Annotated in this window: 21 protein-coding genes; 8 read left to right on the top strand and 13 right to left on the bottom strand. The window is 71.7% G+C overall.

From position 1 onward, the window contains the following. Positions 1-31: 31 nt before the first annotated feature. From ACFYY7_RS26055 to ACFYY7_RS26040, 4 genes are all read left to right on the top strand, one after another. Positions 32-952, top strand: a complete 921-nt coding sequence (locus ACFYY7_RS26055; RefSeq protein ID WP_388664999.1) for a ribokinase — start codon at positions 32-34, stop codon at positions 950-952. Continuing rightward, positions 949-1338, top strand: coding sequence for a D-ribose pyranase (rbsD, locus tag ACFYY7_RS26050; RefSeq protein ID WP_388664997.1), 390 nt, complete (start codon positions 949-951; stop codon positions 1336-1338). Before ACFYY7_RS26055 ends, rbsD begins: the two co-directional genes overlap by 4 nt. Before the next feature lie 177 nt (positions 1339-1515). Then, on the top strand, positions 1516-2463 hold the full coding sequence (locus ACFYY7_RS26045) for a RimK family alpha-L-glutamate ligase (RefSeq protein WP_388664995.1): 948 nt from the start codon (positions 1516-1518) through the stop codon (positions 2461-2463). Further along, entirely contained in the window at positions 2460-3320 is an 861-nt protein-coding gene (locus tag ACFYY7_RS26040; RefSeq protein ID WP_388664993.1) for a RimK family alpha-L-glutamate ligase, read from the top strand. The genes ACFYY7_RS26045 and ACFYY7_RS26040 overlap by 4 nt, the downstream gene beginning before the upstream one ends. Here ACFYY7_RS26040 and ACFYY7_RS26035 read toward each other — a convergent pair. From ACFYY7_RS26035 to sph, 5 genes are all read right to left on the bottom strand, one after another. Beyond that, positions 3295-3945, bottom strand: a complete 651-nt coding sequence (locus ACFYY7_RS26035) for a class F sortase (RefSeq protein WP_388664991.1) — start codon at positions 3943-3945, stop codon at positions 3295-3297. The genes ACFYY7_RS26040 and ACFYY7_RS26035 overlap by 26 nt on opposite strands. An 82-nt stretch (positions 3946-4027) precedes the next feature. Then, on the bottom strand, positions 4028-4471 hold the full coding sequence (locus ACFYY7_RS26030; RefSeq protein WP_388664989.1) for a hypothetical protein: 444 nt from the start codon (positions 4469-4471) through the stop codon (positions 4028-4030). A gap of 151 nt (positions 4472-4622) precedes the next feature. Beyond that, positions 4623-6617 (bottom strand): sensor histidine kinase, encoded by a 1995-nt coding sequence (locus ACFYY7_RS26025; protein ID WP_388664987.1) that lies wholly within the window; start codon positions 6615-6617, stop codon positions 4623-4625. Further along, positions 6598-7308, bottom strand: coding sequence for a response regulator transcription factor (locus ACFYY7_RS26020; protein ID WP_388665232.1), 711 nt, complete (start codon positions 7306-7308; stop codon positions 6598-6600). The genes ACFYY7_RS26025 and ACFYY7_RS26020 overlap by 20 nt, the downstream gene beginning before the upstream one ends. Positions 7309-7454: 146 nt before the next feature. Then, the gene (sph, locus tag ACFYY7_RS26015; protein ID WP_388664985.1) at positions 7455-8435 is read right to left on the bottom strand and encodes a sphingomyelin phosphodiesterase; all 981 of its coding nucleotides are present in this window, start codon (positions 8433-8435) and stop codon (positions 7455-7457) included. A 165-nt stretch (positions 8436-8600) separates the two neighbouring features. On the opposite strand from sph, the gene ACFYY7_RS26010 reads away from it, so the two are divergent. Next, complete coding sequence (locus ACFYY7_RS26010) at positions 8601-9437, top strand: maleylpyruvate isomerase family mycothiol-dependent enzyme (protein ID WP_388665231.1); 837 nt, start codon at positions 8601-8603, stop codon at positions 9435-9437. A 19-nt stretch (positions 9438-9456) separates the two neighbouring features. On the opposite strand, the gene ACFYY7_RS26005 is transcribed toward ACFYY7_RS26010, so the two are convergent. Beyond that, the gene (locus tag ACFYY7_RS26005; RefSeq protein WP_388664983.1) at positions 9457-11277 is read right to left on the bottom strand and encodes an AAA family ATPase; all 1821 of its coding nucleotides are present in this window, start codon (positions 11275-11277) and stop codon (positions 9457-9459) included. Between the two features lie 365 nt (positions 11278-11642). Here ACFYY7_RS26005 and ACFYY7_RS26000 point away from each other — a divergent pair, with 365 nt between their 5' ends. Beyond that, positions 11643-13775 (top strand): tetratricopeptide repeat protein, encoded by a 2133-nt coding sequence (locus ACFYY7_RS26000; RefSeq protein ID WP_388664981.1) that lies wholly within the window; start codon positions 11643-11645, stop codon positions 13773-13775. A gap of 33 nt (positions 13776-13808) precedes the next feature. Here ACFYY7_RS26000 and ACFYY7_RS25995 read toward each other — a convergent pair whose 3' ends face one another. Beyond that, positions 13809-15710 (bottom strand): hypothetical protein, encoded by a 1902-nt coding sequence (locus ACFYY7_RS25995; protein WP_388664979.1) that lies wholly within the window; start codon positions 15708-15710, stop codon positions 13809-13811. A gap of 44 nt (positions 15711-15754) precedes the next feature. Then, on the bottom strand, positions 15755-16246 hold the full coding sequence (locus ACFYY7_RS25990; protein ID WP_388664977.1) for a GtrA family protein: 492 nt from the start codon (positions 16244-16246) through the stop codon (positions 15755-15757). A 231-nt stretch (positions 16247-16477) separates the two neighbouring features. Between ACFYY7_RS25990 and ACFYY7_RS25985 the strand changes: the two genes are divergently transcribed. Further along, positions 16478-17302, top strand: a complete 825-nt coding sequence (locus tag ACFYY7_RS25985) for an SAM-dependent methyltransferase (protein WP_388664975.1) — start codon at positions 16478-16480, stop codon at positions 17300-17302. Positions 17303-17423: 121 nt separating this feature from the next. Next, positions 17424-18269, top strand: coding sequence for an SAM-dependent methyltransferase (locus tag ACFYY7_RS25980; RefSeq protein ID WP_388664973.1), 846 nt, complete (start codon positions 17424-17426; stop codon positions 18267-18269). 83 nt (positions 18270-18352) lie between these two features. Here ACFYY7_RS25980 and ACFYY7_RS25975 read toward each other — a convergent pair whose 3' ends face one another. The 5 genes from ACFYY7_RS25975 to ACFYY7_RS25955 all read right to left on the bottom strand — a co-directional run bounded on the left by ACFYY7_RS25975 (position 18353) and on the right by ACFYY7_RS25955 (position 25692). Continuing rightward, on the bottom strand, positions 18353-21031 hold the full coding sequence (locus ACFYY7_RS25975) for a TIM-barrel domain-containing protein (protein ID WP_388664971.1): 2679 nt from the start codon (positions 21029-21031) through the stop codon (positions 18353-18355). Between the two features lie 252 nt (positions 21032-21283). Then, positions 21284-21805, bottom strand: a complete 522-nt coding sequence (locus ACFYY7_RS25970; protein WP_388664969.1) for a DUF4232 domain-containing protein — start codon at positions 21803-21805, stop codon at positions 21284-21286. Positions 21806-21995: 190 nt separating this feature from the next. Then, complete coding sequence (locus ACFYY7_RS25965) at positions 21996-23363, bottom strand: cytochrome P450 (protein WP_388664967.1); 1368 nt, start codon at positions 23361-23363, stop codon at positions 21996-21998. Between the two features lie 209 nt (positions 23364-23572). Continuing rightward, complete coding sequence (locus tag ACFYY7_RS25960) at positions 23573-24418, bottom strand: hypothetical protein (RefSeq protein WP_388664965.1); 846 nt, start codon at positions 24416-24418, stop codon at positions 23573-23575. Continuing rightward, a complete protein-coding gene (locus tag ACFYY7_RS25955) occupies positions 24418-25692 on the bottom strand; it encodes a VWA domain-containing protein (protein ID WP_266728176.1) in 1275 nt (424 codons plus the stop codon). The genes ACFYY7_RS25960 and ACFYY7_RS25955 overlap by 1 nt, the downstream gene beginning before the upstream one ends. Positions 25693-25750: the final 58 nt, after the last annotated feature.

Below are 25750 nucleotides of genomic sequence, written 5' to 3'. Positions count from 1 at the left end.
GCGCAGCGTCCGACCTCGGAAAGCAGGAACAATGCACGTCAACGATCACGACCGGTACGACCTGCTGGTCGTGGGCTCCGCCAATGCCGACCTGGTCGTCGGCGTCGAACGGCGCCCCGCCGCCGGTGAGACCGTGCTCGGCTCCGATCTGGCCGTCCACCCGGGCGGCAAGGGCGGGAACCAGGCGGTCGCCGCCGCCCGCCTCGGAGCCCGCACGGCGCTGCTGGCCCGGGTGGGGGACGACGCGCACGGCCGACTGCTGCTGGAGTCGCAGGAGGCGGCGGGCGTCGAGACCGCCGGCGTCCTCGTGGGCGGGGCCCCCACCGGGGTCGCGCTGATCACCGTGGACCCCTCGGGTGACAACAGCATCGTGGTGTCGCCGGGGGCCAACGCCCGCCTCACCCCGCAGGACATCCGGGCGGCAGGCCCGCTGTTCGCTGCCGCCCGGGTCGTCTCCGTACAGCTGGAGATCCCGCTGGAGACGGTCGCCGAGGTGGCCGCCGCGATGTCGGCCGGTACCCGGCTGGTGCTGAACCCGTCCCCGCCCGCGCCGCTGCCCGATCATGTGCTGGCCGCCTGCGACCCCCTGGTGGTCAACGAGCACGAGGCGCGCTGCATGCTGGGCGACGACGCAGGCAGCACGCCCGAGGAGTGGGCGCGCGCACTGCTGGGTCGCGGCCCGCAGTCGGCCGTGGTCACGCTGGGGGCGGCGGGGGCGCTCGTCGCGGACGGCCGCACGGGCGAGGTCGTGACCGTGCCGAGCCTCAGGGTCGAAGCCGTGGACACGACCGGGGCGGGCGACGCCTTCACGGCAGCCCTGGCCTGGCGGCTCGGCCTCGGCGAGGAACTCGCTCAGGCCGCCGCGTTCGCCGTGAGGGTGGGGGCGGCGGCCGTCACCAGGCAGGGCGCGCAGGCGTCCTTCCCGACCGCGCAGGAGGTCCCGGCCCCGTGAAGAGAGCAGGAATTCTCAACCGGCACCTCGCGGGGGCCCTGGCCGAACTGGGCCACGGCGACGGAGTGCTGATCTGCGACGTGGGCATGCCCATCCCGGCCGGCCCCCGCGTCGTCGACCTGGCCTTCCGGGCCGGCGTCCCGTCGTTCGCCCAGGTGCTCGACGGCCTGCTGGACGAGCTCGTGGTGGAGGGAGCGACGGCAGCCCACGAGGTCATGGAGGCCAACCCGGAGGCCGCGCGTCTCCTGGACGATCGCCTCCCGGGACTCGTCCACGTACCCCACGACGGGCTCAAGGCAATCTCGGCTGGAGCCCGGCTGGTGGTACGGACGGGGGAGGCGCGGCCGTACGCGAACGTGCTCCTTCGGTGCGGGGTCTTCTTCTGACAGGGACACGCGGCGAATGACAGGGACACACCGCGAAGGAACACACCATCAGTAACCCACGGCCGAGGTTGCCTTGGGGCGGACGTGACGTAGCGTTGCCCTTTTGGCGGTGTTCGAAGGAGCACCGCGAGGCACCGTTGTGCCCCCATCAGCCATGGGGCACCGAGGGGTTTTGGGATGAAGCTCTGCTTCCTCGTCGAAGAGCTGTACCGGCATGACGGCATGCCGCTCGACGTCGTCCGGCAACTGACGTCGTGGGGACACCAGGTGGACGTGGTGCGCCCCGGCGGCTCACTCCTGCGGATATCCGAGGAGGTGCGGGCGGGGACCCACGACGCCTGGGTACTCAAGACCGTGTCCGGCGGCCCCGGGCTCACCCTGCTGGAGGCCGCGGCGGCGGTGGGACTGACCACGGTGAACGACGCGCGGTCGATCCGCGCGGTACGTGACAAGGTCCTCGCCTCGGTCATCGCCCGGCAGCACGGGCTGCCGGTCCCGGTGACCTATTCGGCACCGAGGGCCACACTCTTCGCGGACGTGCCCGAGGAACTCTTCCCCCTGGTGGTCAAGCCCGCGGACGGCAGCTCGGGGCGCGGAGTACGGCTCGTGGCGGAGCCGGGGCGGCTGGCGGACGCGGAGCAGGCGGACGATGGGCAGCTCATCGCGCAGCCCTACGTGTCCAATGCGGGCTCCGACCTCAAGGTCTACTGTCTCGCGGGCGAGTTCCACGCGACCGTGCGCCGCTCCCCGCTCCACCCGGATGCGCCGGTCGACGAGAGAGCCGTCCCGCTGCCCGCCGAAGTGGCCGAGGCGGCGGCGAAGGTGGGAGCGGTCTTCGGCCTCGATCTCTACGGCATCGACGTGGTGCTCGGCCCGGACGGCCCCGTGATCGTCGACATCAACGACTTCCCGAGTTTCCGCCAGGTCCCGGACGCCGCATCCCGTTTGGCCGGTGCCGTTCTGGAGCTGGCCAGGACCGGCGGCACGGACCGGAGGGGCGCCATCGCCCCCGCCCCGCGCGTTCCCGTGCAGCCGGAGATCTCCCACGGACGGCACCGTCCGCACCCCACCGTCGGCCCCGAAGCGGACTTGGTGGCCGCCGTACCGGAAGGCGCGCGGATATGAGGGTCTGTGTGCTGACCGACAAGCCGGACCATCCGCTGCTCGTCGCGGCCGCCGCCGCGCTGACCGGGGCGAAGCACCACGTGACGTTCCTGAACCCGGACGCCGTACCGGGATCGCCGTCGCAACCGGTGGCCCCGGACGATCTCGCCGACGTCTACCTCCTGAAGGCCCATACCCGCCGGGCACTCGCGCTGGCCCGTCTCCTCGAAGGGCTCGGCGCCCGGGTGGTGAACTCCGCTGCCGCGACGGAGCTGTGCCAGGACAGGAGCCGGATCGCCACCGTGGCGGAAGGGGCCGGTCTGCCGATGCCCCGCACATGGACACTGAACGCGCTGTCCGAAGCCCTCCACGGACCGGAGCCTGCGGAGAGCGGCTATCCGCTCATGGTCAAGAGCCGCCACAGCCGCCGCGCGGACCTGGTCGCCCGCGTGGACGGACCGGCCGGACTCCGGGCCCTTGCGGCAGAGTGGTCCGACGAGCCCGTCGTGCTGCAGGAGTTCATCGCGAACAGCGGCTGGGACCACAAACTGTGGGTGATCGCGGGAGAGGTGTTCGCCGGGGTGCGCCCCGCGGCGGTGGGCGCACCGCCGGACGGCGCGCGACCCGCCCCGCTGATACGCGACCTGCCGCGGAGCTGGACCCGGCTCGCCCTGCGCGCGGGAGACGTCTTCGGCCTGGACGTCTACGGTGTCGACCTGCTGGACCGGGAGGGGGCGCCCGTGGTCGTCGACATCAACGCCTTCCCGGGCATCCGCGGCCCGGAGGGCGCCCCGGAGGCGTTGGCGGCCCTGGCGCTGAAAAGTCCCGGGCAAGGGTCCTGGTCGCCCGCCGTCAGCTCCGGTTCGCGTAGACGATGAGGTTGTCCACCGGGTGGCCCTGGGCGTCGAAGGCGCCGTCGCAGGTGATGAGGCGCAGGGTGCGTGTGCCGGTGGCACCGTAGACCTTCTCGGTCGGGAACGCCTTCTTGCTCACGGTCTCGGTGCCGGTGACCCGGAAGTGGAGTTCCGCGCCGCGGTCGTTGCGGACGGCTATGTCCGCCCCCTTGTCGATCTCCTTCAGATCGTGGAACACGGCCTTCCCGTAGCGGGTGTCGTTGTGTCCGATGATGACCGCGGCACCCGGCTCGCCGGGGGTGGCGCCGCCGGTGTACCAGCCGGCGGTCATGCCCTTCTCGGCCGGCGGCACTTCGACGGTGCCGTCCCCGTTGAGGCCGAGGCGCATCAGCTCGCTGTGGATGCCGAGCGACGGGATGCTGACGCTGACGGGGACGGCTGTGGAGGAGTGAGGACCGTCGGGCTTGCCCACCCCCTTCGTACCGGTCTGCTTCGGGGCGTCGGAGGCGGTGCTCGCGGCGGTGCCGGGTGCGGCGGTGGACGAGTCGTCCACGGCCTCGGCGGAGCAACCGGCGAGAAGGAGGCAGGCGAACACCGGAAGCAGAGCGCGTCGGAGCGAGGGCGAGGATGAGGGTGAGGTACGGGGCATGAGGGCTCCAGGGCCGGACGCAGATGGGCAGTGGCGCCGCCCGGGAACGGACGGCGCCACGAAGTGAAGGGCGGTCGGTCGGTCAGCCGTTGCGCTGTGCGGCCGAGCGGCGGCGCAGTACGACGGTTCCCGCTCCGGCGAGGAGAAGCGCGGCGGCGGCCGAGCCGGCGATCGTGGCGGTGCTGTCGCCCGAGGTCGAGGTTCCGACCGTTCGCTCACCCGCGGCGACACCACCGCGCGGCGCGGGCACGGGCGAAGCCTCGGCGCCGCCCTTTCCTTCCCTGGCCACGGCGGGAGCGGGGCGGTCGCCGGCGGCCACACCACCACGCGGCACCGCGGACGGCTGCGCCCTCTCGGCGGGCGCGCTGCCGGACTTGTCGGCAGCGGCCGCCGCGGCCGACCGCTCGACGGACGGAGCCGACGGCGAGGGCGCGGCGTCGGCGAACGCCGCGGCGGACGGGACGAGCACCGCGCCCGCCGCGACGGCGGCGAGGACGGCGGTGCGCAGGGACAGACGGTTGGGCATGGGGATGACTCCATTCCAGTTCGGCCTCGACGGCGCCCGGCGTCCTGTCGCCGTGGCTGGTCCGCGGCGTCTGGATCGCACCGGGCGCGAGGCATGCCGACAGGCTGGCGTGAAGTTATGAAGAAGCTGTCAGAACGCTGTGGTCATCGCATCAGACCTGGTCCGGGCCGTACCGACCCCCGTCGTCCGGCCTCGTGGTGCCCGCGGTTTCTGCTGTTCCCGCTGTTCCCGCTGCTTCCGCCGCATCCGTCGGCAGGCGGAGTGTGAACACCGAACCCTGTCCTTCGACGCTCGCCGCGCTCGCCGAACCCCCGTGTGCCTCCACCAGTTTCCGTACGATCGCCAGTCCCAGCCCGCTGCCCCCGGTGCGGCGGCTGCGTGACTTCTCGGCGCGCCAGAAGCGGTCGAAGACGTGTGGCAGGTGCTCGGCCGAGATGCCGCTGCCGGTGTCCGCGACCTCGACCACGACTTCCCCACCCGGCGCCGTCGCGGACGACGCCCCGTACGCGCGCACCGTCACACGTCCGCCCGACGGGGTGTGCCGCACTGCGTTGGCGACCAGGTTGCCGATGGCCTGGCGCAGCCGGACCGGGTCGGCCAACAACGCGGGGGAGGGGGCGTCGGCCATCGCCGGGAGCGCCGTGAGCGCGACCCCCGCCGTCTCGGCCCGTGCCTGGTGTGCCGCGGCCACCTGTGCGAGCACGTCCTCGATGCGTACCGGTTCGGGGTGCAGACGCAACGCGCCCGCGTCCGCCGCGGCGAGGTCCTGGAGGTCGTCGATGATGTGCTGGAGTTGCACGGCCTCCGTGTGCAGCGAGGCGATGAACGCCGGGTCGGGCTCCGCCAGGCCGTCCTGGGCCGCCTCCAGCCAGCCCCGGATGTTGCTCAGTGGGGTCCGCAGTTCGTGGGCGACATCGCTGACCATGTCCTTGCGCTGCGCCTCCAGACGCGCGCGGTGGTCGGCCATGTCATTGAAGGCCGCGGCGAGCCGGCCGATCTCGCTGTCGTCGGTGACCTGCACGGGCGCGGAGTCCTCCCCGTCCCGCATCCGCTGCGCCGCGCCCGTCAGTGCGTGCAGCGGCCGTACGAGCCGGGATCCGGCGAGCACCGTCGCTCCGACGGTGAGCGCCAGGACGAGAGCCGCGGCGCCCGCGATCTTCGCGGTGTTGGCGGGGGAGAGGTCGAAGCCGGGAACGGTCGTGCCGCCCTCGTCGCCGATGAACAGCAGCGCGGGCGAGGCGACATAGGAACCGAGCTGTTCCCGGCGGGCCGTGTCCACGCACGAGGCGGCGGCACGGTCGTCCTCGCCGGTCCGGACGCTCGGCACGGGGACGGGAACCGCGGCCGGGACATCCGCGGCCCTCGGTACGGAGCCGTCGCCCCAGGACAGGTCCAGGTTGAGCTGTATGCCCGTGCGGTTCTGGCGCTTCAGGCAGGCGTCGGCGAGTTCATCGAGGGTGGCCAGGGCCTTCCGCTCGGTCGTGGTCGGGGCGTCCAGGTCCTCGGACGCGCACCGGGTGTCCTGAACGCGGTCCGGGTCGTTGCCCACGACCTGCACGCGCGGGCGTCCGCTCGGGCCGCGGACGACATCCGCAGCGATCCCGACCCGGCTCAGGCACTCCGCGTTCCGTTCGGCGGCGCGCTGCAACGCCGTACGTTCGGCGGTGGGCAACCGGAACGGGCCGACCGCACGTGGGTCGACCCGGTCGGCCGGGCCACCCGTCCGGTCGGCCGTCCGGGAGAGGGCCGTGTCCACGGACAGCGGGTCGACGATCGCCGACGCCTGGGGCGGCAGCGCGGGCGGTGACGACCGGGAGGCGGAATCGGCCAGCGGGCGGCGCTGCTCGGTGGTGAGCGCGATCCGCCGGCCGGACTGCCGCGCCAGTTCGCGCACCGTGCTGTCGACGCCCTCCCAGGTGGGATGGCCCGCCGCGTAACCGAGCAGGCTGTCGTAGATCCGGGCGTCGGCTGTGAGGTTCTGGCCCTGCTCCTGTCTGATGGCGCCGGAGGTGGTCTGTACGGCGATCCAGGCCGTGGCGGCCACCGAACAGGCGGCCACCAGCGCGGACACCGCCAGCAGCCGGCCGAACAGGCTCTTGCGGAGCGGCGGCCGGGTCCGCCGCCGGTCACGAGGCACGCGAAGCATTCCTCGCCGGGTCCGTCAGCTTGTAGCCGACACCGAAGACGGTGAGCAGCCGGGCGGGCCGGCGCGGTGCGGGTTCGATCTTCTTGCGCAGGTTCATGATGTGCACGTCGACCGTGCGGAAGCTGATGTACCGGTCGAAGCCGTGCAGCTCCTCCAGGAGCCGCTGCCGGGTGAAGACCCGGTCGGGCTCGGTCGCCATGGCGGCGAGGATCCGGAACTCACCGGGTGTGCAGTCGACCGGCCGGCCCTCCACGGACACCTCGTGCCGGTCCGGATCGACGACGAGCGCACCGACTTTCAGCGCCTGGTCCGCGGCGGGCCCGGCGCCCTCCGCGCCCCGTCGGCTGCGCCGCAGCAGGGTCCGTACCCGGGCCATCAGTTCACGCGGGCTGTACGGCTTGGTCATGTAGTCGTCCGCACCGAGATCCAGCCCCAGCAGCAGGTCGTCCTCGGTGCTGCGGGCCGTCAGCATCAGCACCGGCAGCTCCCGGTGCTCGGCGCGCAGCACACGTATCACGTCCAGACCGTCGGCCCGCGGCATCATCACATCGAGCACCAGCAGATCGGGCTCCCGGTGCCGGACCTCGGCGAGCGCCGCGAGGCCGTCACCGACGACCGTGACGGTGTGACCCTCGTGTTCGAGGTAGCGGCGTACGAGTTCGGCCTGCTTCTCGTCGTCTTCGGCGACCATGACGTTTGCGCACACGCGAACGATCGTAGATGACCACGAAGAGACCATTCATGGCGCCGGATTGCGCGAGCCGGACCACCGCGGTGCGGGGAGTCCGCACCGCGGCCGGGAGCCGGCTCGCTCCTGAACGCGCGCTGCCGGTACCGCTACCGCACCGACGCGACCACCGGGTAGTGGTCGGAGAGATTGGTGTACGTGTAGCTCGTGCCCCAGCTGGACACGGTCCAGGGCGCGCTCTTCTCCTTGACCACCTCGTTCGTCCACCCGGACGGCTTCGCGTGCCCGGCGCGGTGCAGCACGTGGTCGAGGTCCTCGCGGGGGTCGTCGGGGTAGCGGTCGGCGGCGATCGAGTTGTCCTGGGTGTCGAAGGAGTACGGGTGCCCGGTGCGGGCGGCGGCCGCGGTGAGTCCCGCGTCGGTGAGCATCGAGGCGTACTCGGAGGAGTGCGAGTCGACGTTGAAGTCCCCCGCCACGACGACCTGTTCGGAGGCCGGAATGTTCTTGGCGTCCAGGAAGGCGTCGATCTGCTTGAACTGCAGGCTGCGCTTGGCGGCGGCCTCACCCGCCTTGCAGCCGGGGTCGGTCGACTGCGCGTGGGTTCCCACGACATGGACCCGTGTACCGCCGACGTTCAGCTCGACGTAGGCGAACCCCTTGTTGGACCAGCTGTCGCTGCCGCAGGCGTCCTTGTAGATGTGCTGCTCCTTGCGGACGACGGGCCACTTGCTCAGCACGGTGACACCCCCGTCCTCCGGAGTCACCACCGAGTACGCCCCGCTGGTCGCGTCCCAGCCGCTCTTGCTCCGGCCCACCACGGGGGTCTGGTACGGGTACTGGGCGGACGCGTTGCGCAGCAGGGCGTCGGAGGCGGAGTTGTCGAAGGCCTCCTGCAGCACGACGACGTCATTGCCCTGGAAGAACGACGTCTTCGGTATCTCCGCGGCACGGTGGTCCTGGCCCCAGTTCGGGTACAGGGTTTTGCTGAAGATGAACGCGTTGTACGTGAGGACGCGCAGCGACGGAGTCTCGGCCGCCGATGCCTGTGGTGCGTTGGCGGCCAGCGTCGCCGCGGCGAGCGCGGCGGCCAGAGTCGCGCCGGAGATGCGGCGGATCGCGGGATTCGGCACAGGATCTCCTCATGTGGGGGGAGGGGGCGGAAGATGGTGCCGCCCATCAAAGCAGGGGCAGTTACTCACGGGTAGACATTGGATGCCCTCGGACTTGCCACGACCGTACGAATGGGTAAGTTCGGCGCAGCGGGTTCGGCCGAGGTGGGGAGAAGCGTGGAACCAGTGACCGGAAGCGACGTACGGGGCACACTGCCCGAAGGGCTCGGCGACGCACTGCGGTCCACCGCCGAGGAGATCGCGGCGGTGGTCCGCGGGTTCGCCGACACCGGCGTTCCGGTGCCCCGGTCGGAGTGGACCGTCGGGGAGGCCGCGGCACATCTGGCGCAGGCCAACGAGCTGATGGCCGACCTCGCGGCCGGGCGGGAACGCCGTTACGGGGACGGGACGCCGCAGAGCCTGGCCGCCGCCAACGAGCGCGCGCTCGCGGAGTTCGACGAGCGGGCCGCCGAGCCGCTGGCGGAGATGATCGTGGCGCACACGGATGCCTACCTCGCAGCCGTGGAGCGGTGCGCGACGGACGGCACCGGGGCCGACGGCGCGGCCGGGGCCGTGGCCACGCCGCTGGGGCCGATGAGCCGGGCGGTGCTGGGCTCGTACCTGCTGACGCACATGCTCGGGCACGGCTACGACCTCGCCCGTGCGGGGGGCCGCCGGCACATGGTCGACCGCACACGCGTCGAGCTGTCCCTGCCGTTCCTGATCACGGCGATGCCCCGGGTCACCGATGCCACCACCACCGCAGGGCTCACCGTCGGCTATGCGATCCGTCTGTGGGGCGGCGCCCGATTCGGTGTCACGTTCACCGACGGCGCCGTGACCGTCACTTCCCGACCGCCGGCCCGCCCGGACTGCACCATCCTCATCGAGCCGGTCACCTTCTTCCTGATGGCGCTCGGCCGCGTCGACCCATGGGGCGCCATGGCCCGGGGCCGGGTGTTCGCCTGGGGCCGCAAGCCCTGGCTCGCACCCCGTTTCCCCGGGCTGTTCAAGGCACCCTGATCCGCCGGACAGGCCCGCCCTACGCCGGATTCCCGTGGGACTCCATGAGCTCCTGGTGCGCCGCCGTCACGTCCTCGGTGAGTACGGTGACGATCTCCTGCCTGGTGGGCGTCGTCCCGCCCGAGTGTTCGGCGTACAGACGCAGATCCCGTTGCGCGGCGGCCTTCTGGCAGAGCTCGCGGGCGAAGCGGGCGTTGCCCAGGGTGTCGGCCATGCCTCCGTCCACGGCCGAGGCGAAGAAGGAGCCGAGGGCTGCCGCCGCCCCCTCGTCGGGTTCGTCGCCCTGACCGGACAGGACGGACCGGGCGATCAGGAGCAGCTCCTGCGCGGAGTAGGAGGGGAAGTCGACGCGGGTGTTGAACCGGGAAACCAGGCCCGGGTTGGCGGCGAGCAGACCGGTCATCTCCTCGCGGTATCCGGCAAGTACGACGACTAGCCGGTCCCGGTCGTCCTCGGCCCGCTTCAGGAGTACCTGGAGCGCCTCGTCGCCGAACGCGTCGCCACCGCTGTACCCGCTGTTGGACAGGGCGTACGCCTCGTCGATGAACAGCACGCCGTTCAGGGCGGAGTCGATGACCTTGCTGGTCTTGATCGCGGTGGAGCCGAGGTGCTGCCCGACGAGGTCGACGCGCTGGGCCTCGATGACATGGCCGGACCGCAGCAGCCCCAGCCCGGCGAAGACCTTGCCGATGATGCGGGCGACGGTGGTCTTGCCGGTGCCGGGCGGTCCCGCGAAGACGAAGTGCCGGGGCCGGGCGCCGCTGGGCAGGCCCTGCTCCTCGCGGAGCGCCGCCATGCGCAGCTGCGCGATCAGCGTGAGCACCTGCCGCTTCACCGGCTCCAGACCGATCATGCCGTCCAGCGCCTGCTGGGCCTCCGCGAGCAGGCGCGCCATCTCCTCCCGCGACAGCCCGCCCGTCCCGTCCGTCTCCGCCGACGCGGAGTCCGGTCCGGCACCCGGAGCGGCCACCGGGGCAGCGGGTGCAGCGGGTACGGGGGAGGGCGGCGCGGCCGTGCGGGGCGGCGGGGGTCCCACCGGGGACGAGGGCGCGGGGGACTCCCCGGCCACGGACGAAGCCGTCGGAGCCGTGGAACGTGCCTGCGCCCGTACGTTCACGTCCAAGAGGTTCGGCGCACACCGGAACGCGTACTGGTACCGCTTCAGCGCTTCCTCCGGCCGGCCCAGCGACTCCAGGGACCGGCCCATGAAGTACTTGACCTCCGCGTCGAAACGGCTCCCCGCCTCCAGCTTCTTCGGCAGCTCCGCCAGCACGTTCAGGGCCTCGTGGCAGACGCCCTGCGCGAACAGTGCCGCCCCCACGTACAGTTGCGCCTCGTCGTGCAGGAACGCGTCACGGATGCCCGGGGCGAAACGGAGCACGAGGGCCCAGTCCTCCTTGAGGAAGGCATACCGCGTACAGACGAACCGGGTCTCGTCGCAGTCCAGTTGGGCCGTGGAAAGGCCGGCCCAGGCCTCGTCGAGCTTGCCGGCGTCCAGCAGCGAGGTCATGGCCGCCACCCAGAGGTCACGGGCGTTCTCCAGCCGGAACGTGACGTAGTGGCCGAGCTGGAACCGGGACCGCAGCGGCATCCCGAACTTCGAACGCAACGCGCCGAAGGAGCCGGACGCCCGGACCATGCCGTCCAGCGCCTCCTTCTGACGCTGCCCGGTCGCATGCAGCCCCAGCCATGCGTCCGCTGCCAGGGGATCGTGCGCGGCGGCGAACGAGAACCGTTCGGCGGCGGCCGCTTCATTGCCCTGGTTCAGCAGGGCCACTGCCTGCTGCCAAGCCTGCTCGGCCTTTCTGGGCGAACCCCGGCCTGCGGCTGTTCCCTGCACCGTTACTCCCCTCGACGGGCCCCCGGCCCGCGCGCCGACGGCCGACGGGGCTCGCCGTGACGACCTGGAACAACCGCCAGGATATCCAAGACATCCATCATGACGCGGCGGTCGGTGAACACACTCGGCGCCCCTTCGACCGCGTCGGCACAAGGGTGGCGAAGGGCGGCGACGAACCGGACGTCGATGTCGACGAAAGGTCGCTTTCAGGACAGTTGGACGGTTGGCGCACGCCAGGACGGCGATCACCCCGCGATGCCCGGGGGAGATCGGCCCGTCTGACGCTAACGTTGATCCGCACGGTGACAGCGACGGTGCCGGGGAGGGCGCACCGCGCGGAACACCGGGAACGAGGAGTGCGCGACATGCTCGATCCCACTTCGGTGGCGGCGATTTCGGCGGTGCTCGGTGCGGTCGGCTCGGGGATGGCCAACGAGGCCGGCAAATGGGCCTGGGAATCCACCGGTGGTGTCGTGCGGAGAATCGTCGGCCGCGAGGTCCCCGCGCCCGAGGCCCCGGACGAACGGGACGACGTGGCCCGCATGGTCCACGACCGGATCCGCACCGATCCGCAACTCGCCGCCTCCTGGACCGCGTTCGCCACCCGCATGCGCCGCGAGCCCGCCCCGGTCCGGGCCGCGCGGTCGAACCTCCCCGCCTCGATAAGGTTCTTCACGGATCGCAAGGAGGCGCTGAAGCAACTCCAGCGGGAGGCGTCCCGCCGCCCGGACGGGCGGCCCCGGCTCGCTCTGGTGCACGGTCCGGACGGCATGGGTTCCAGCACCCTCGCCGTGCACTTCGGCGCACAGCCGACCCGCCTCTTCCCGGACGGCCAGATCTACGCCGACCTCGGGGGCCGTGGAGCCGGTGGCGCGCGCGACGTCGGAACCGTACTGCGTGCCCTGCTGCGCCAACTGCGGGTGCCGGATGAAGAGATGCCGACCGGGACCGATGAGCTCGGCGAGTTCTTCCACCACCGCGTGGCGGACCTGAGACTCCTGATCGTGCTCGACCACGCGTACTCCGCCTCGCAGGTGCGGCCGTTCCTCACCCCGGCGCCCGGGGTGTTCACGGTCCTGGTCGCCCGCGCGCCCTTCCCCGGCATCGACGCCGTGCGGGTGCCCGTCGGCCCGCTCTCGGACCGGGACGCGGTGCGGCTGCTCACCGACATCACCGACAAGTCCACGGTCGCCGCCGCCCGTGCCACCCTGCCGTCGCTGCTCCAGCGCTGCGGCGGGTCGCCGTACGCCCTGCGCGCCGCGGCGTACCAGCTCTCCGCGCCCACCCTTCCGCCACGTCGCGCCGAGCCGGACGGCGACCCGGTCCGGGGCGCCGCCGAGGACAACTACCGGCTCCTGACGCCGGAATCCGCCCGGCTGTACCGGCTGATGGCGCTGCGCGACTGGCCCGCCTTCGATGCCGCCACCGCCGCGCGGACCACCGGCCAGGACGCCGACCTGGCGGCCGGACTCCTGGAGGAACTGGCCGACCGGATGCTGCTGGAACGAGGCTCCGGCGCGGCCGGCAGCGGCCGCTACCACTACCGCCACGCGGTCCGTGTTCACGCCGAGGCGGCGGCGATCCGGGACGACGGGATCGCGGCGTGCTCCGCGGCGCTCGCCCGCACCCTGAGCGCCTACGCCGACCTGGCCGCATCGGCCGCCCACCAGGCGCTCCCGGAGAGCTGGCGGGTCCCCGCGCCCGCCGAGGACCGCGTCGGGCGGACGTACGCGGACCGGGGCGCCGCCCTCGACGCGCTGCTCGCGGAATCGGGCAATCTGGTCGAGGCGGTGCGCTGCGCCGAGGAGTCCGGCGACCCGGACACCGCCGTACGCCTGTGCCGTGCCCTGTGGCCACTCCAGCTCAAGGCCGGCCACCACGAGATGCTGCTGCCGGCGCTCCGCATCGGCACGCGTCTGGCAGACACCCATCGGCCCATGAGTCCCGTCGCCGGAGCACTGCACGCGCAACTCGCCCACTCGCTGACCGAGTTGAGGCACTGGCAGGAGGCGGGGACTCAGGCGCGGGCGGCGGCGGGGGCCGAGGAGGTGGCGGGCCACAAGCGGGGCCATGCCTCGGCCGTCGAGTTCCTGGGGCTGCTGCGACTGCGGCAATGGCGGTACCAGGAGGCGTACGACTGCTTCGAGGAGGCCGGCGCCATCCTGGGCACCATGGGCGGGCAGGACGAGGGGACTCGCGACGTGCCGCGCGCCGAGGCCCTGCTGGAGCGCCATCGCGGACGGGCGCTGCGCGGCCTGGGGCGACGCGAGGAGGCCCGGCGGAGGCTGGAGACCGCGCTGTCGTACTTCCGGTCGAGCGGCGACACGTACAACACGGCCCGGACCCTCACGGATCTCGCCGAGACCTGGCTGGACGAGGAGGACACCGGGGCGGCGTTCCGGCTGGTCGAGGCGGCTATCACCACCCTCGACGGCCAGCGCGCGACGTACCACCTGGCACATCTGCGAACCCTGCGGGAGCGCTGCGTGGCCGCCTGACCGAGTGGTCGCGGTCCTCGTACCGCGGTTCTCCTAGCCGGCCGGGTCCGGTGGTGTCAGAGGAGCGACGCGTACGCGATGGAGCCGGTCGCCCGTCCGCAGGACGAGCCCGTCGGTCACGGCCCGCGCCAGCCGCGCCCGGGAGGTGACCGGCTCCCGGCTGTCCGAGGCCAGCCAGGCGTGCAGGGCGCAGGCGTACGCGGCGGGGTCCGCGCCGGACACGTCCTCCGTTCCGGCGTCGGGCACCGCCACCATCCGGAGCGGCTCCTCGCCGCGCACCCGGACCACGCACTCGGACGGGCCGGTCACATAGGCCGCCAGGGAGCAGCCCCGATGGCGGCGGAGCACCTCGGCGGTCCAGAGCGACGGCGAACCGAAGCGCGGATCGTCGGGTTCGCCGTCCCGGAAGATGACATCGGCCAGCTCCAGCCGGTCCACCTCGCGGGTGTCCTCGTGCACGGCGACGTGCAGTTCGCCACCCCGATCCGCCCCCGGGCCGGACCACTGGCCCGCCCACCGGCTGACCGCGACCTCTCCCGGCCCGAGCACCCGGGTCAGGACCCGCAACGGCACGGTGACCGTTCCGGCCTCGTACCCGGGCAGCGGGAGCGGCTCCAGCGAGGCGGGCCGGCCGGGCTCCGGGACCCCCATCATCGAGTAGAAGAGCTTGCGGAGCCGGACCGCGGATTCGCCCGGCACGGAGGTGGTGAACTCGGCGGGGCCGGGCAACGGACGGTGAGAGCCGATGACTTCATCGATCTGTGCCGCCAGGGACGCGTCGGGGTCGAGCCTCGGTGCCTCCCGCATGAACGCGGAGATCGGCGCGTCGGGGTCCAGCGCGTGGAGGGGCGCGGCGCCCAAGAGCACCGGGGTGCCGAGGGCGGCCGCGTAGAAGGTGACGGATCCGTGGTCACCGATCACGGCATCGGCCGCCAGCAGGGCCTGTCGCCACCCCGTCAGCGGATCGATCAGCGCCAGCCCGCCGCGCCGCGCCCGATCGAGCCAGGCGCGGATCTGACCGGGGCCGTGCCCGTGCCAGACGTTGGGGTGCAGTACGGCCGCGAACCGGTACTCGTCCACGGGGAACTCGTCTGCGACCCGGTCCAGCAGGGCGGCGACCACATCACCCCCGCACCAGCCGTCCCCCGGGACCTCGTCCCCGTCACCGAAGAGCGACTCGGAGTTCCAGGTCGAGTTGAGCAGGACGAGCCGCTGACCGGGCCGGACTCCCAACGCGCGGCGGAAGCGTTCGCGGTGGGGTCGTGCGGCGAGCATCCGGTCGAAGCAGGGGTCTCCGGCGAGCACGGCGGTCGGTGCGGCCTCGGGGCAGGCGAGGCGCAAGCGCTCGAACTGCTCGGGGTGGGAGAGCACGAGAGCGTCCGCGACGGGAGTGCCCCGGCTCGACAGCAGCCACGGAGGCGCGAGCCCGAACACGGGCGCAGGCGCCCCCGCCCCCGATCCGGTGTCCGGTGTCCGGTGTCCGGTGTCCGGTGTTGCCAGCCTTTTAGTGTATCCAACACCGTGCGAGAGGACGGCCAACTTCCCGGACAATGACTCCAGTTGACCGCCGAAGCTGGCGGAGACGACCAGGTCCACCCCGGTCTCGACCGCCTGCTCCCACGGCAGCACCGGCACCCCCGTGTCGGCCAGCAGCTCGGCCGTGCCGGCCGCGAAGGCCGAGGAGCCCGTGCAGGTCACCAGCAACTGGACCCGCAGATCGTCGTCGAACAGGGGCAGCACATCGAGCAGCCGCGTCGCGGCGGTCACGTTGTGCACGACGACCAGCACCCGCAGGCACTTCCCCCGGGTCGCCCACCGTGCGGCGTCGTCCCCCACCGGCACCCGGACCCACCCGGCCCGCCCGTACTCCATCCGCACGCCCCTCATCCGCCCCGGCCCGCCCGCGGGCTCCGTGTAGCCCGTGCGACCGGCCACGCCAGTCAACCAGCACGATCGCCGGTCCGGCCACCGAGGGTGCGTCACACGGCCATCGCCACCGAGGACTTGCCCAGTGCGTCGTCGTGCGGAGCGCGCCCGCGCCCCCTCCGCGTGCGGTTCCCGAAGACGACGACCCGCAGCAGCACGAACCGTCCGACCCCAGCCAGAGCGGACGCCGACAGATAGACCGACTGCGCGAGCAGGGGCGAGGGAGCGGGCTGCACGGCGAACAGGCACAGCAGCGCCCCCGTCGTGAACGCGTAGCTCACGGCGACCGTCGCCCCGGACCGGAGATGGACCCCCCACCCCCCGCGTTCGCTACGGAACGAGATCCGTCGGTGCAACTCGGTCGCGACGACCGTGGAGACGACGGTGACCAGCGCGTTCGCGACGGCCATCGGCATGCGGGCGCTGAGCAGCACCACCGCCGCGCTCGATGCCAGCCCGACCCCGCCACCACACACGACGAACCGCGCGAAGGCCGCGAGGAGTGGCCGAAGGGCGCGCGTCCGCGGACGCGTTGGGGCGGTCACTGACGGGCCTCCGGAAGATCTGGGTGGACGGTGGATCGACTCCACTCCAGAACCTACGGATTCGGCGCCGTTCGAGCGACTAGATAATGTCCGGCTCAAGCGGGGGACAACCCGGAACCCACCCCGGGCCGAACACGGGAGACATGTTCGGTGACGTATGTGGCCATAACTCTCGCGACGCCCAGGTAGGTTAAGGCCATAGCTTGATCACTTTCGCGTCCGGAGGTCTCCATGAGTGAGCAGCAGCCGTCCGTCACCCCTCCCGCCAAGCCGGTGTCGGACCGGATCGACACCACCAGGCCTCATTCCGCCCGCTTCTGGAACTACTTCGTGGGCGGGAAGGACAACTACGAGGTCGACCGTGAGATCGGTGACCAGATCAAGGCGTTCTTCCCGGGGCTCGTCGACGTGGCGGTGGCGGGGCGGCAGTTCCTGCGGCGTTCGGTGAGCCACCTCGTTCAGGAGCGGGGGGTCCGGCAGTTCCTGGACATCGGGACCGGCCTGCCCACCGCGGACAACACCCACCAGGTGGCCCAGGACATCGCGCCCGAGGCGCGCATCGTGTACGTCGACAACGACCCGCTCGTGCTGACGCACGCCCGTGCGCTGCTGACCAGTTCGCCCGAGGGCGTCACCGACTACATCGACGCCGACCTCTACGACCCGGACAGCATCCTGGCCGAGGCGGCGAAGACGCTCGACTTCGACCGGCCCGTGGCTCTGATGCTGCTCGGCATCCTCGGTCACGCGGACGACTTCACCAAGGCCCGCGAGGTGGTCGGCCGGCTGATGGCGGGGCTGCCGGACGGCAGCTACCTGGTGATGTACGACGGCACGCGCACCAGCGAGGGCATGATCGCCGCGGAGAAGGCGTACATCGAGAGCGGCGCGGTTCCGTACTACGTGCGCGAGCCGGACGAGATCGTCACGCTCTTCGACGGGCTGCGGATCCTCGACCCCGGCTTCGTACGGCTCAGCGAGTGGCGGCCCGACGCCGACAGCGCGACCGTGCCCGCGGACGTCGACGCCTTCGGGGGGATCGGCGTCAAGGAGTGACGTGGTCCGCAGCCCGATGTGGATGGCCGGCCGTCGGATCACGTGTGTCCGCGCGGCCGGCCGGGCGACTGCTGCAAGATGCTGGTGCAGGTAGTTGATCAGTACCCAGGAGGGACGCCGGATGACAGGGTACGGATCCGGTGCGGACCGCATCGACACCACCAGGCCGCATCCCGCGCGGGTGTACGACTGGTTTCTCGGCGGGACGGACAACTATCCCGCCGACGCGGAGCTCGGGAGACAGATCGCCGGGCTCTCACCGGACACGAAGCGCATCGCACGGCACAACCGGTGGTTCATGCACCGTGCGATGCGCTGGCTCGCGGGCGAGGCGGGGATCCGGCAGTTCCTCGACATCGGTTCCGGAATTCCCACCGAGCCCAATCTGCATCGGATCGTCCAGAGCACGGCTCCCGATGCCCGGGTCGTGTACGTGGACAACGACCCCATCGTCCTGGCCCATGCAGGGTCGCTGCTGAGCGGGAGTGCCGAAGGAGTGACGGCGTACGTCGACGCCGATGTGCGGGAGCCGGAGAGGATCCTCGAACTGGCCGCCGACGTCATCGACTTCGACCGGCCCGTCGCGCTCTCCCTCATCGCGCTCCTGCACTTCCTCGGCGACGGCGACGGCGACGGCGATGAAGGTGGCGGCGGCGGCGAGGGGGCGTATGCGCTGGTGGAGCGGTTGACGGAGCGGCTTCCCGCCGGAAGCTGCCTGGTGCTGTCGCAGCTCACCGGTGACTTCGACCCCGAGAGCGTGGAGAAAGGGGTGGCCTCGTACGCGGCGGGCGGCGTGACGCTCGTCCCGAGGTCGCACCGGGGCGTCAGCCGGTTCTTCGACGGGCTGGAACTGGTCGAACCCGGCCTGGTGCCGGTCGTCGACTGGCATCCGGAGCTCAGCCTGGGTGAGCTTCCGGTGGAGACACAGCCGGTGCCGATCTACGGTGCGGTCGCCCGCAAGCCGTAGCGGGAGACGGGCGTGGGGGCCGGGGACCGTCCGGAGACGGCCCCCGGCCCCCACGCTGCCGGGTTCGTCGGCTGCTTCCGCTGCTACTTCCACTTCCGCAGTTCGACCGTGAAGCCGCGCCCGGTGGAGACGGACGGTGTCCTGACCTCCGTGATGCCGGTCGCGGGGTCGGTGAACCAGCCGGATCCGGCCCTGGCGAGCTCCGCCGCCGAGTTCACCCGGTGCAGGCGGCTGTGGCCCATGACGACCTGCGACGGTGCGTGCTCGCCGTGCACGGTGAGGTCGTACGAGCGGGCGGCCACCTTGCCCTTGTAACTGCCAACGCTCGCACCGATCCTGACGGTGGTGCTGCCCTCCTTGCCCCGGGCGGGTGCCTCGACCCGCACGTGCTGGGTGGCCGAGGCGCCCTGCGCGTACTGCCTGGTCACGCCGTCGTCCTCGTAGAGCGTGTACTGCGTGGTGCCCTGCGGGTGGATGTCGTAGCCGAGCCGGGTCCGGTCCCGGGACTCCCAGGACATGGTGCCCTCGGGCCACATCGGCACGATCGATCCGCCCTTGACGAAGAGCGGCAGGGTGTCGAGCGGCGCCTCGTAACCGTCGATCGTGGTCGGGCCCTGGTACGTCCGGCCCGTCCAGTAGTCGGTCCAGGTGCCCTTCGGCAGGTAGATGCCGTTACGGACGTCCGTGTCGCTGTACACCGGCGCCACCAGGAAATCGGGGCCGGCCAGGAACTCGTACTTGGCGTCCGGACCGAGCGCCGCCGGGTCGTCGGGGTACTCCAGCGCGAGCGGCCGGACCGCGCCGACACCGGTCTTCGTGGCCTCCTTCGACAAGGTGTACATGTACGGCAGCAGCCGCTCCTTCAGCATCAGGTACTTGCGGTTGATCGAGGTGTACGGCTCCCCGTCCAGCCACGGCTGCTGGTCGTGCGGCTTCTTTGTGGTGATGTCACTGGCCCAGCCGTCCATGGTCATGATGGCCGGGAGGAACGCCTTCCACTGGAGGTCGCGGGTGTACATCTCGGGGTCGTGACGGTAGATGCTGCCGACGTCACCCGTGTTGTACGCGATGCCGGACATGGTCGCTCCGGCGTACGTCGGGATCTGCCAGCGGATGAAGTCCCAGGACAGGCTCTGGTCCCCGCTCCACAGCACACCGCAGCGCTGCGCACCGGCCCAGGAAACGGGCAGCCAGACGAAGCCGCGGGCGTCGCTGTTGTTCTCGATGCCGGCCTTGGCCTGGTCGCAGGCGTCCAGCGCGAAGCCGTAGCCGCCGCCGACCCAGGCGACGTCCAGCTTGCGGACGCGTACCCCGGCCTTGGCCTCCGCGGCCTCGTCGGGCAGACCGTTCTGGGTCCAGAGCCCGAGCTGGGCGTGGTTCTTGTTGAGCCCCGCACCCGTCTCCGACAGGTTCTCGTAACCGCAGCCGTAGCCGTCGTTGACGAGCATCCAGCCGAGCGGCATCCCGTTGCCGACATAGCTGTCGGAGACCTTCAGGGCGTCCAGGGTGTGGCGCTCGCCCCGGTTGGCGTTGTGGAGGTAGCAGTCGGCGGAGCCGGGCTCCAGCCCGTACACCGGGGGCATGAACGGCTTGCCCACCAGGGAGGTGTACTTGCCGATGACCGACTTGGTGTCACCGGTGAAGTAGTAGGCGTCCAGGCGCCGTTCCTGCTGACCGGTCCGCACCGGGGAGTTGAAGTCGTAGATGCCCGGCGTCATGGTGTTGCGGAACACGCCGTAACCGGCCGTGGAGATGTAGAATGGCTGGGAGTTGTTGTAACCGCCCTCGTTCCAGTTGGTGTTGTTGCCGACGTTCATGAGCCGGCCGCGGTGGGAGAAGCTGCCGTTCTGCTCGCCGCCACCGAAGAACTGCTCGTCCGCGCCGCGCTTCAGGCTCTGCCGCATGCCACCGCCGGTCCAGCGCAGCGGATCGTCCTCCTGCCAGATGGCCGTGCGGTTGTCGGCCTTGTAGAGGCCGAACCGCAGCGGCTTCTTGTACACGCGAAGCACCACGCCCTTGGAGCGGATGCCGTAATAGGTGCCCGCGTCGAAGGACTTGGTGTGCGGTTGCGCGGTGGGCTGCTGCCGGATCATGTGGCTGCCCCTCGGGTCGGCGAGCACACCGTCCGGGGATGCCTGGAGCCGCAGCGTGTCGTCGGTGAAGAACTCGGCGCGGGCCTTGAGCGCACCCGCCTCGATCTCGTACCTGCCGTGCGAGCCGCTGAGACCGGTCAGGTTCCCGGCATCGGTGGCCTCGGGCAGATACGCCTTTCCGCTGAAGGAATTGTTGTGCACGTCGTAGGGGACGACCACCACGTGGTACGTCCCGGAAGCCTTCGGGATGACCGCGGACTCGGGGTCGGCGGTGCCGGCGCTGGAGGCCACCTGCTTGTTGGCCGAGTCGTAGATGTACATGTCGAAGTCGTCCGTGGGCGTCTCCCACTGGATGGAGACGGGGACGCCGCCCTCGGGGTTGTCGTCCCACTGGCCCTCGGGCGGGTCGACGGTCAGGTCGAACCGGGCACAGACCGCGTTCTCGGGGTCTTCGGCGGCCGTGCCGCACTTGCTGGGCGAGTCGACGGTTCCCTTGGCGTACACCGGGCTCTGCCACGTAACGGTCTTCGTCGCGCTGTCCAGGGTGCCCGAGGGCGTGGCCGCTGCATGGGCCTGCGGGGCCGGGCCGGTCAGGGCGGTGAGTGCCAGGACGATCACCGACAGCGTGCCGAAGGCCGCTTGGACGGGACGGTTCTTGAGTATCCGCAAGGAGGGTTCTCCGTTCGTACCGAACAGCGAAATAGGTGACACCTGCGCAGTCGTGATTGGAACTCTGGAGATTCGAGCATCAGAATTCACCGTACGACCGGTGCATGTCAACGCTCGGCCGATGCTTCGGCCGGCGTTCCGGGTGCCACCCGACACCGGCTACGGCCCGCAGCCGCAGCTCACTCGAAGGGCGCGCCGCTCACCGCGGCGCGCCCTTCACCTCGGTGTGCCCCGCTCACCTCGGCCGGCCCGTCACCCCAGTGCGTCCGCCAGGGCGCTGTCCGCCGCCGCGCGCGAGTGCTGCCAGACGGTTGTCACCGGCACCCACACATGGACGCCCTCCGGCATGCCGACGGTGGCCGCACCGAAGGTGACGCCCAGGTGGGAGGGGTCCGCGGCCACGGAGAGGCTGCCGACGACGTGGCCCTCGGTGGCCGCCGGGTCGGCGGTCCGTACGGCGGCGTACGCCCGCTCGCCCGGGGACAGCTCGTAGGGGCCGCGCCCGCCGGGCGGGACGACTTCGGCGGAGCCGTCGAGGCCCCGGAAGGTGATCGTGGGGATCCGGTCCACCACACAGGCCCGGCCGCCGTTGTTGACGACGCTGATCCGGGCCGTGTTCCGCTGTCCGCCGGGTGCGGCGTGCACCGCGAGGGCCTTCTCCTGGCAGGTCGCCGGGCGGCCGGCGGTGCCGGTCGTCGCCGACGCCGTGGTGCCGGTCAGCGGCAGGGTGGCCGCGACGGCGAGTGCGGCGGTGAGAGCGGGGCGCAGACGCATGGTGTTTCTCCCGTTGGATCGACAGCCTGCGGGTACGGCCGGACGGCCCGCCGGCCGGTGCGGCCGACATGGACAGTGTGAACCGCATGACCTGATCTCCGCGACAGATCGGACATATCGTTTCGCTGTGTCCGGTGCGGGGCGGGCCCGCAAGGGACCGGCGCGGCCACCGGGCCCGCCCCGAGCGGCGTCAGCGGGTCCGGACCGTCGCCATCACTTCCCGGTCCGGTTGCAGCGTGAGCGAGGGGACCGGCTCGATGACGCCCGGGTCCACATCCAGCTCGAAGCGGCGGGCCAGCACGGCCAGGATCAGCACGGACTCGACCATCGCGAACCGGGCACCCAGACAGACCCGGGGGCCGCCGCCGAACGGGAACCAGGCGTACTCCGCGATGCTGTCGCCCTCCTCCGGGTCCCAGCGCTCGGGGCGGAACTCCTCCGGCTCGGGGAACCACCGCGCGTCGCGCTGGGTGGCCCACTGGCTGGTCCACACCCGGGTGCCCTCCGGCATCGGCACACCGCCGATCTGCGCACCGGCCTTCGCGACACCGGTGACCAGCCAGATCGTCGGGTAGAGGCGCAGTGTCTCCTTGACCACGGACTGGGTGTACGTCAGCCGCGCGTAGTCGTCGAACTCCGGTTCCCGGTCGCCGAGCACCCGGTCCAGCTCCTCGGCGAGCGCGGCACGCACCCGCGGGTTGCGGGCCAGCAGATACCAGGCCCACACCAGAGTGGAACTGGTCGTCTCGTGCCCGCCGATGTACAGCGTGACCGTCTCGTCGCGGATCTCCTGATCGGTGAGACGCTCACCCGTCTCGTCGACCGCCGTCAGCAGCCGGCTCAGCAGATCGGGGCGCTCGTCCCCGCCGTCGCGATGACGGGCGACGACCCGGCTCACCTCGGCGTCGATGACCGCCGCGGCCTTCTTGATCCTGGCCCTGCCGGGGGTCGGTACCCAGTCCGGCAGCAACGCGCCGATACCGGCGAACTCCTTGCCGATCTCCTGCTGCGCCACATCCATCGCCCGGCCCATCGCCTCGGCGTCGGCAGCCGTGTCGACCCCGAAGATGGTGCGCACGGCGATCCGCTGGGTCAGCGCCGCCATCTCCCGCTTGATGTCGATGCGTTCACCGCCCGACCAGGTGTCCGCCAGCTCCACCGTGCTGCTCGCCATCGTCGTCGCGTACGACCGCACCTGCTTGGGCCGTACGGAGGGCTGCACCAGCGACCGCTTCCGCCGCCAGTCCGTGCCGCGGGCGACCACCACGCCGTTGCCCATCACGGTCCGGAAGGCGATGCCCAGAGCCGGCTGGTCGAAGGAGCGTTCGGTCTCGGTGAGCAGCTCGCCTATGCAGTCCGGATCGGCTATGTACACACAGGAGTTGGGGCCGAATCGCCAGCCCACCATGTCCCCGTGGGAGCGCAGCCGCTCGAAGAAGGCGAGGGGGTTCTTTCCGAACTGCGGCAGATTCCCGATGAACGGCAGCCCCTTCGGGCCCGGCACGATCCGGTGGCTCCGCGGCTCGGCGTCGATGGCCGGGCCGGTCTCCGTGGACATGAATGTCTCCGCTCCCTTGTGGCGCACCCGATTCGGTGCGCTGCGACCTGACTTCAGCGGTACCGCACGCCCTGGAACCTGTCATCGGCCTTGTGCGGTACGTGAGTTGTCGAGGGTAGTCGCTGTCAACCACCGCCGGCCCGGCCCGGGAGCGGGCCGGGCCGGCGATGTGCCGGGCCCCTGTCCGGAGCCCGGCCCGCGCTGTGCGGTCAGGCGCCCGGCGGGACCCGGGAGGGGCGGCCGCTGCCGCGCGTGAGGCGGTAGCCGAACACGGCCGCGAGCGCTCCGAGCACTCCGCCGCCCACCGTCCACAGCCAGCGGTCGGTCCACCAGCCCGACGCCCAGCCGTCCTCCGGCGCACTGGCGAGCGGGACCTCGGACGAGCTGTCGTCGCCGTCGGCCGAGTCGTCCGAGGCCTGAGCGGCGGAGGACACACCGGGGACCAGCGGCTCGGCGAGCGTGCCGTCCACATCGCCCGCGCCGCCCTTGTCGGCGGCCGTGACCTCGATCTCGGTCTTCACCGGCAGACCCAGGTCGGCCGACGGCAGATCGACGACCGTGAGGCGTATGTAGTAGCTGCCCGGCAGCGGGTCGTCGGCCCACGGCTCGGACCAGGCGCGGACGGTCCGCAGTACGCAGGTCAGCTCGACCGCCGACGCGTCTGCCGCGGCCTTGCCGGTCTGGCGGCCGTACATGCAGGCCTGGCGGCGCCGCAGCCCGTCGTACACGTCGACCTGCCAGGTCGACGTGCCGTGCCGGGTGGCGCTCTCGGGCAGGGCGATCTTCGCCTTGACGGTGGCCCGCTGGCCCGCGTCGGCGGGGAACACCCAGTACAGGTAGTCACCCGTGGACGCCCCGGCGGTGGCGAGCTGGTCCGGCTTGATCGCCGTCGCAGTACGGAAGGTGGTGCCGGCCTCGGTGGGGCCGGAGCCGTCCTCCGAGGCGCTCGGGCTCGGGCTCGCCGACGGGTCGTCGGCCACCGCGGCGCCCGCCGACGTCAGCAGGGCGATCCCGGCGAGCAGCGCGCCCGCCAATACACGTGTCCTACGCATCATCAGTTGGTCCTCCAGACAGCGACGCGCCAGCGCGAGATCCAGCCGAAGACCAGGCCCGCGACCAGCCCGGTGAGCACCAGAACACCCAGCAGCCACCAGCCGCGGCCGAGGCCGAACGCGGCGGCGTCGGCGGCGTCGTCCGGGGCGTCCACCAGGTCCACGGTCAGCTCGACCGGCATACCGGGCGAGGTCTTCACCGAGGCGGGCGCCGAGAAGGAGTTGCTGACCTGGAGGCACACGGTCTCGGCGGCCGGCTTGTCGCTGTCCGAGCCGTCCACATCGGGCTTCGGGTAGCGCAGGCCGGAGGAGATCGCGTCCGTACGGCCGGTGCCCGACTCCGAGCCCCGTACGATCTCCCGGCCGTGCACGGTCAGTGCGCGCATCAGCACGCCGTAGTCGTTGTTCACGGCGCGGTCGGCGAAGACGCTGACCGAGGCGCGCAGTTCCTGGCCGGGCAGCACGTCGACCCGGTACCAGCGGTGCTGGCCGAACTTCTCGCGGTCGGTGTAGAGGCCGGCCTCGAGCTTCGGAGCCGAGGAGCAGCTGTCCGCACCCTCGGTCGCCACCGGGGTGACGACGGGTTCGGCGGCCCGGTCGACCAACTGCTTTACGCGGCCGGAGAGTTCATCGGTGTGCTGGACCGCGGTGTACGTTCCGCCGGTGGCCTCGGCGATGCAGGTCAGCTGTTCGCGGATCTTCGCGTTGGGCACCAGGCCCAGGGTGTCGATGACGAGGTGGATGCCGCGGGCCGCGATGTCACGTGCGACCTCGCACGGGTCGAGCGGGCCGCAGGTGTCCTCGCCGTCACTGATCAGTACGATCCGGCGGGTGGAGTCTCCGCCTTCGAGGTCGTCGGCGGCGCCCAGCAGGGCCGGGCCGATCGGGGTCCAGCCGGTGGGGGCCAGGGTGGCGACCGCGGTCTTCGCCTCGGTGCGGTCCAGCGGGCCGACCGGGTAGAGCTGTTTGGTGTCCTTGCAGCCGACCTTGCGGTCATCGCCCGGGTAGTCGGCGCCGAGCGTCCGGATGCCGAGCTCCACCTGCTCGGGCACCGCGTCCAGAACCTCGTTGAACGCCTGCTTGGCGGCTGTCATCCGGGACTGGCCGTCGATGTCACGGGTCCGCATGGAGCCGCTGACGTCGAGCACCAGCTCGACCTTGGGGGAAGCTTTGGCGGGGGCTTCGTCGGCGGCGGCGGGGAGTGCCGTGCCGAGCCCGGCGGTCAGGGTGGCGAGCAGGATGCCCACCCCGGCCGTCAGCCTTTTTCTTATGATCATCGCCGGATACTAGTGAAGATCGCGGTGCTTACCCAAACCGGTCCCGGGGCCGCTGGGG

This window comes from Streptomyces sp. NPDC001933 (genome assembly GCF_042890955.1).
Lineage (GTDB): Bacteria > Actinomycetota > Actinomycetes > Streptomycetales > Streptomycetaceae > Streptomyces.
The sequence above is the reverse complement of the archived record's forward strand: the minus strand, read 5'-3'. Positions and strand labels throughout refer to the sequence as shown.

Bases quoted from the DNA above. Each gene is read 5' to 3' on its own strand.
- ACFYY7_RS26035 (WP_388664991.1), bottom strand. From the start codon at position 3,945: ATGCCCCGTACCTCACCCTCATCCTCGCCCTCGCTCCGACGCGCTCTG.
- ACFYY7_RS25955 (WP_266728176.1), bottom strand. From the start codon at position 25,692: ATGATCATAAGAAAAAGGCTGACGGCCGGGGTGGGCATCCTGCTCGCC.
- ACFYY7_RS26055 (WP_388664999.1), top strand. From the start codon at position 32: ATGCACGTCAACGATCACGACCGGTACGACCTGCTGGTCGTGGGCTCC.
- ACFYY7_RS25980 (WP_388664973.1), top strand. From the start codon at position 17,424: ATGACAGGGTACGGATCCGGTGCGGACCGCATCGACACCACCAGGCCG.
- ACFYY7_RS25985 (WP_388664975.1), top strand. From the start codon at position 16,478: ATGAGTGAGCAGCAGCCGTCCGTCACCCCTCCCGCCAAGCCGGTGTCG.
- ACFYY7_RS26025 (WP_388664987.1), bottom strand. From the start codon at position 6,617: ATGCTTCGCGTGCCTCGTGACCGGCGGCGGACCCGGCCGCCGCTCCGC.
- ACFYY7_RS25960 (WP_388664965.1), bottom strand. From the start codon at position 24,418: ATGATGCGTAGGACACGTGTATTGGCGGGCGCGCTGCTCGCCGGGATC.
- ACFYY7_RS26040 (WP_388664993.1), top strand. From the start codon at position 2,460: ATGAGGGTCTGTGTGCTGACCGACAAGCCGGACCATCCGCTGCTCGTC.
- ACFYY7_RS25970 (WP_388664969.1), bottom strand. From the start codon at position 21,805: ATGCGTCTGCGCCCCGCTCTCACCGCCGCACTCGCCGTCGCGGCCACC.
- ACFYY7_RS26020 (WP_388665232.1), bottom strand. From the start codon at position 7,308: ATGGTCGCCGAAGACGACGAGAAGCAGGCCGAACTCGTACGCCGCTAC.
- ACFYY7_RS25965 (WP_388664967.1), bottom strand. From the start codon at position 23,363: ATGTCCACGGAGACCGGCCCGGCCATCGACGCCGAGCCGCGGAGCCAC.
- ACFYY7_RS26000 (WP_388664981.1), top strand. From the start codon at position 11,643: ATGCTCGATCCCACTTCGGTGGCGGCGATTTCGGCGGTGCTCGGTGCG.
- ACFYY7_RS26045 (WP_388664995.1), top strand. From the start codon at position 1,516: ATGAAGCTCTGCTTCCTCGTCGAAGAGCTGTACCGGCATGACGGCATG.
- ACFYY7_RS26030 (WP_388664989.1), bottom strand. From the start codon at position 4,471: ATGCCCAACCGTCTGTCCCTGCGCACCGCCGTCCTCGCCGCCGTCGCG.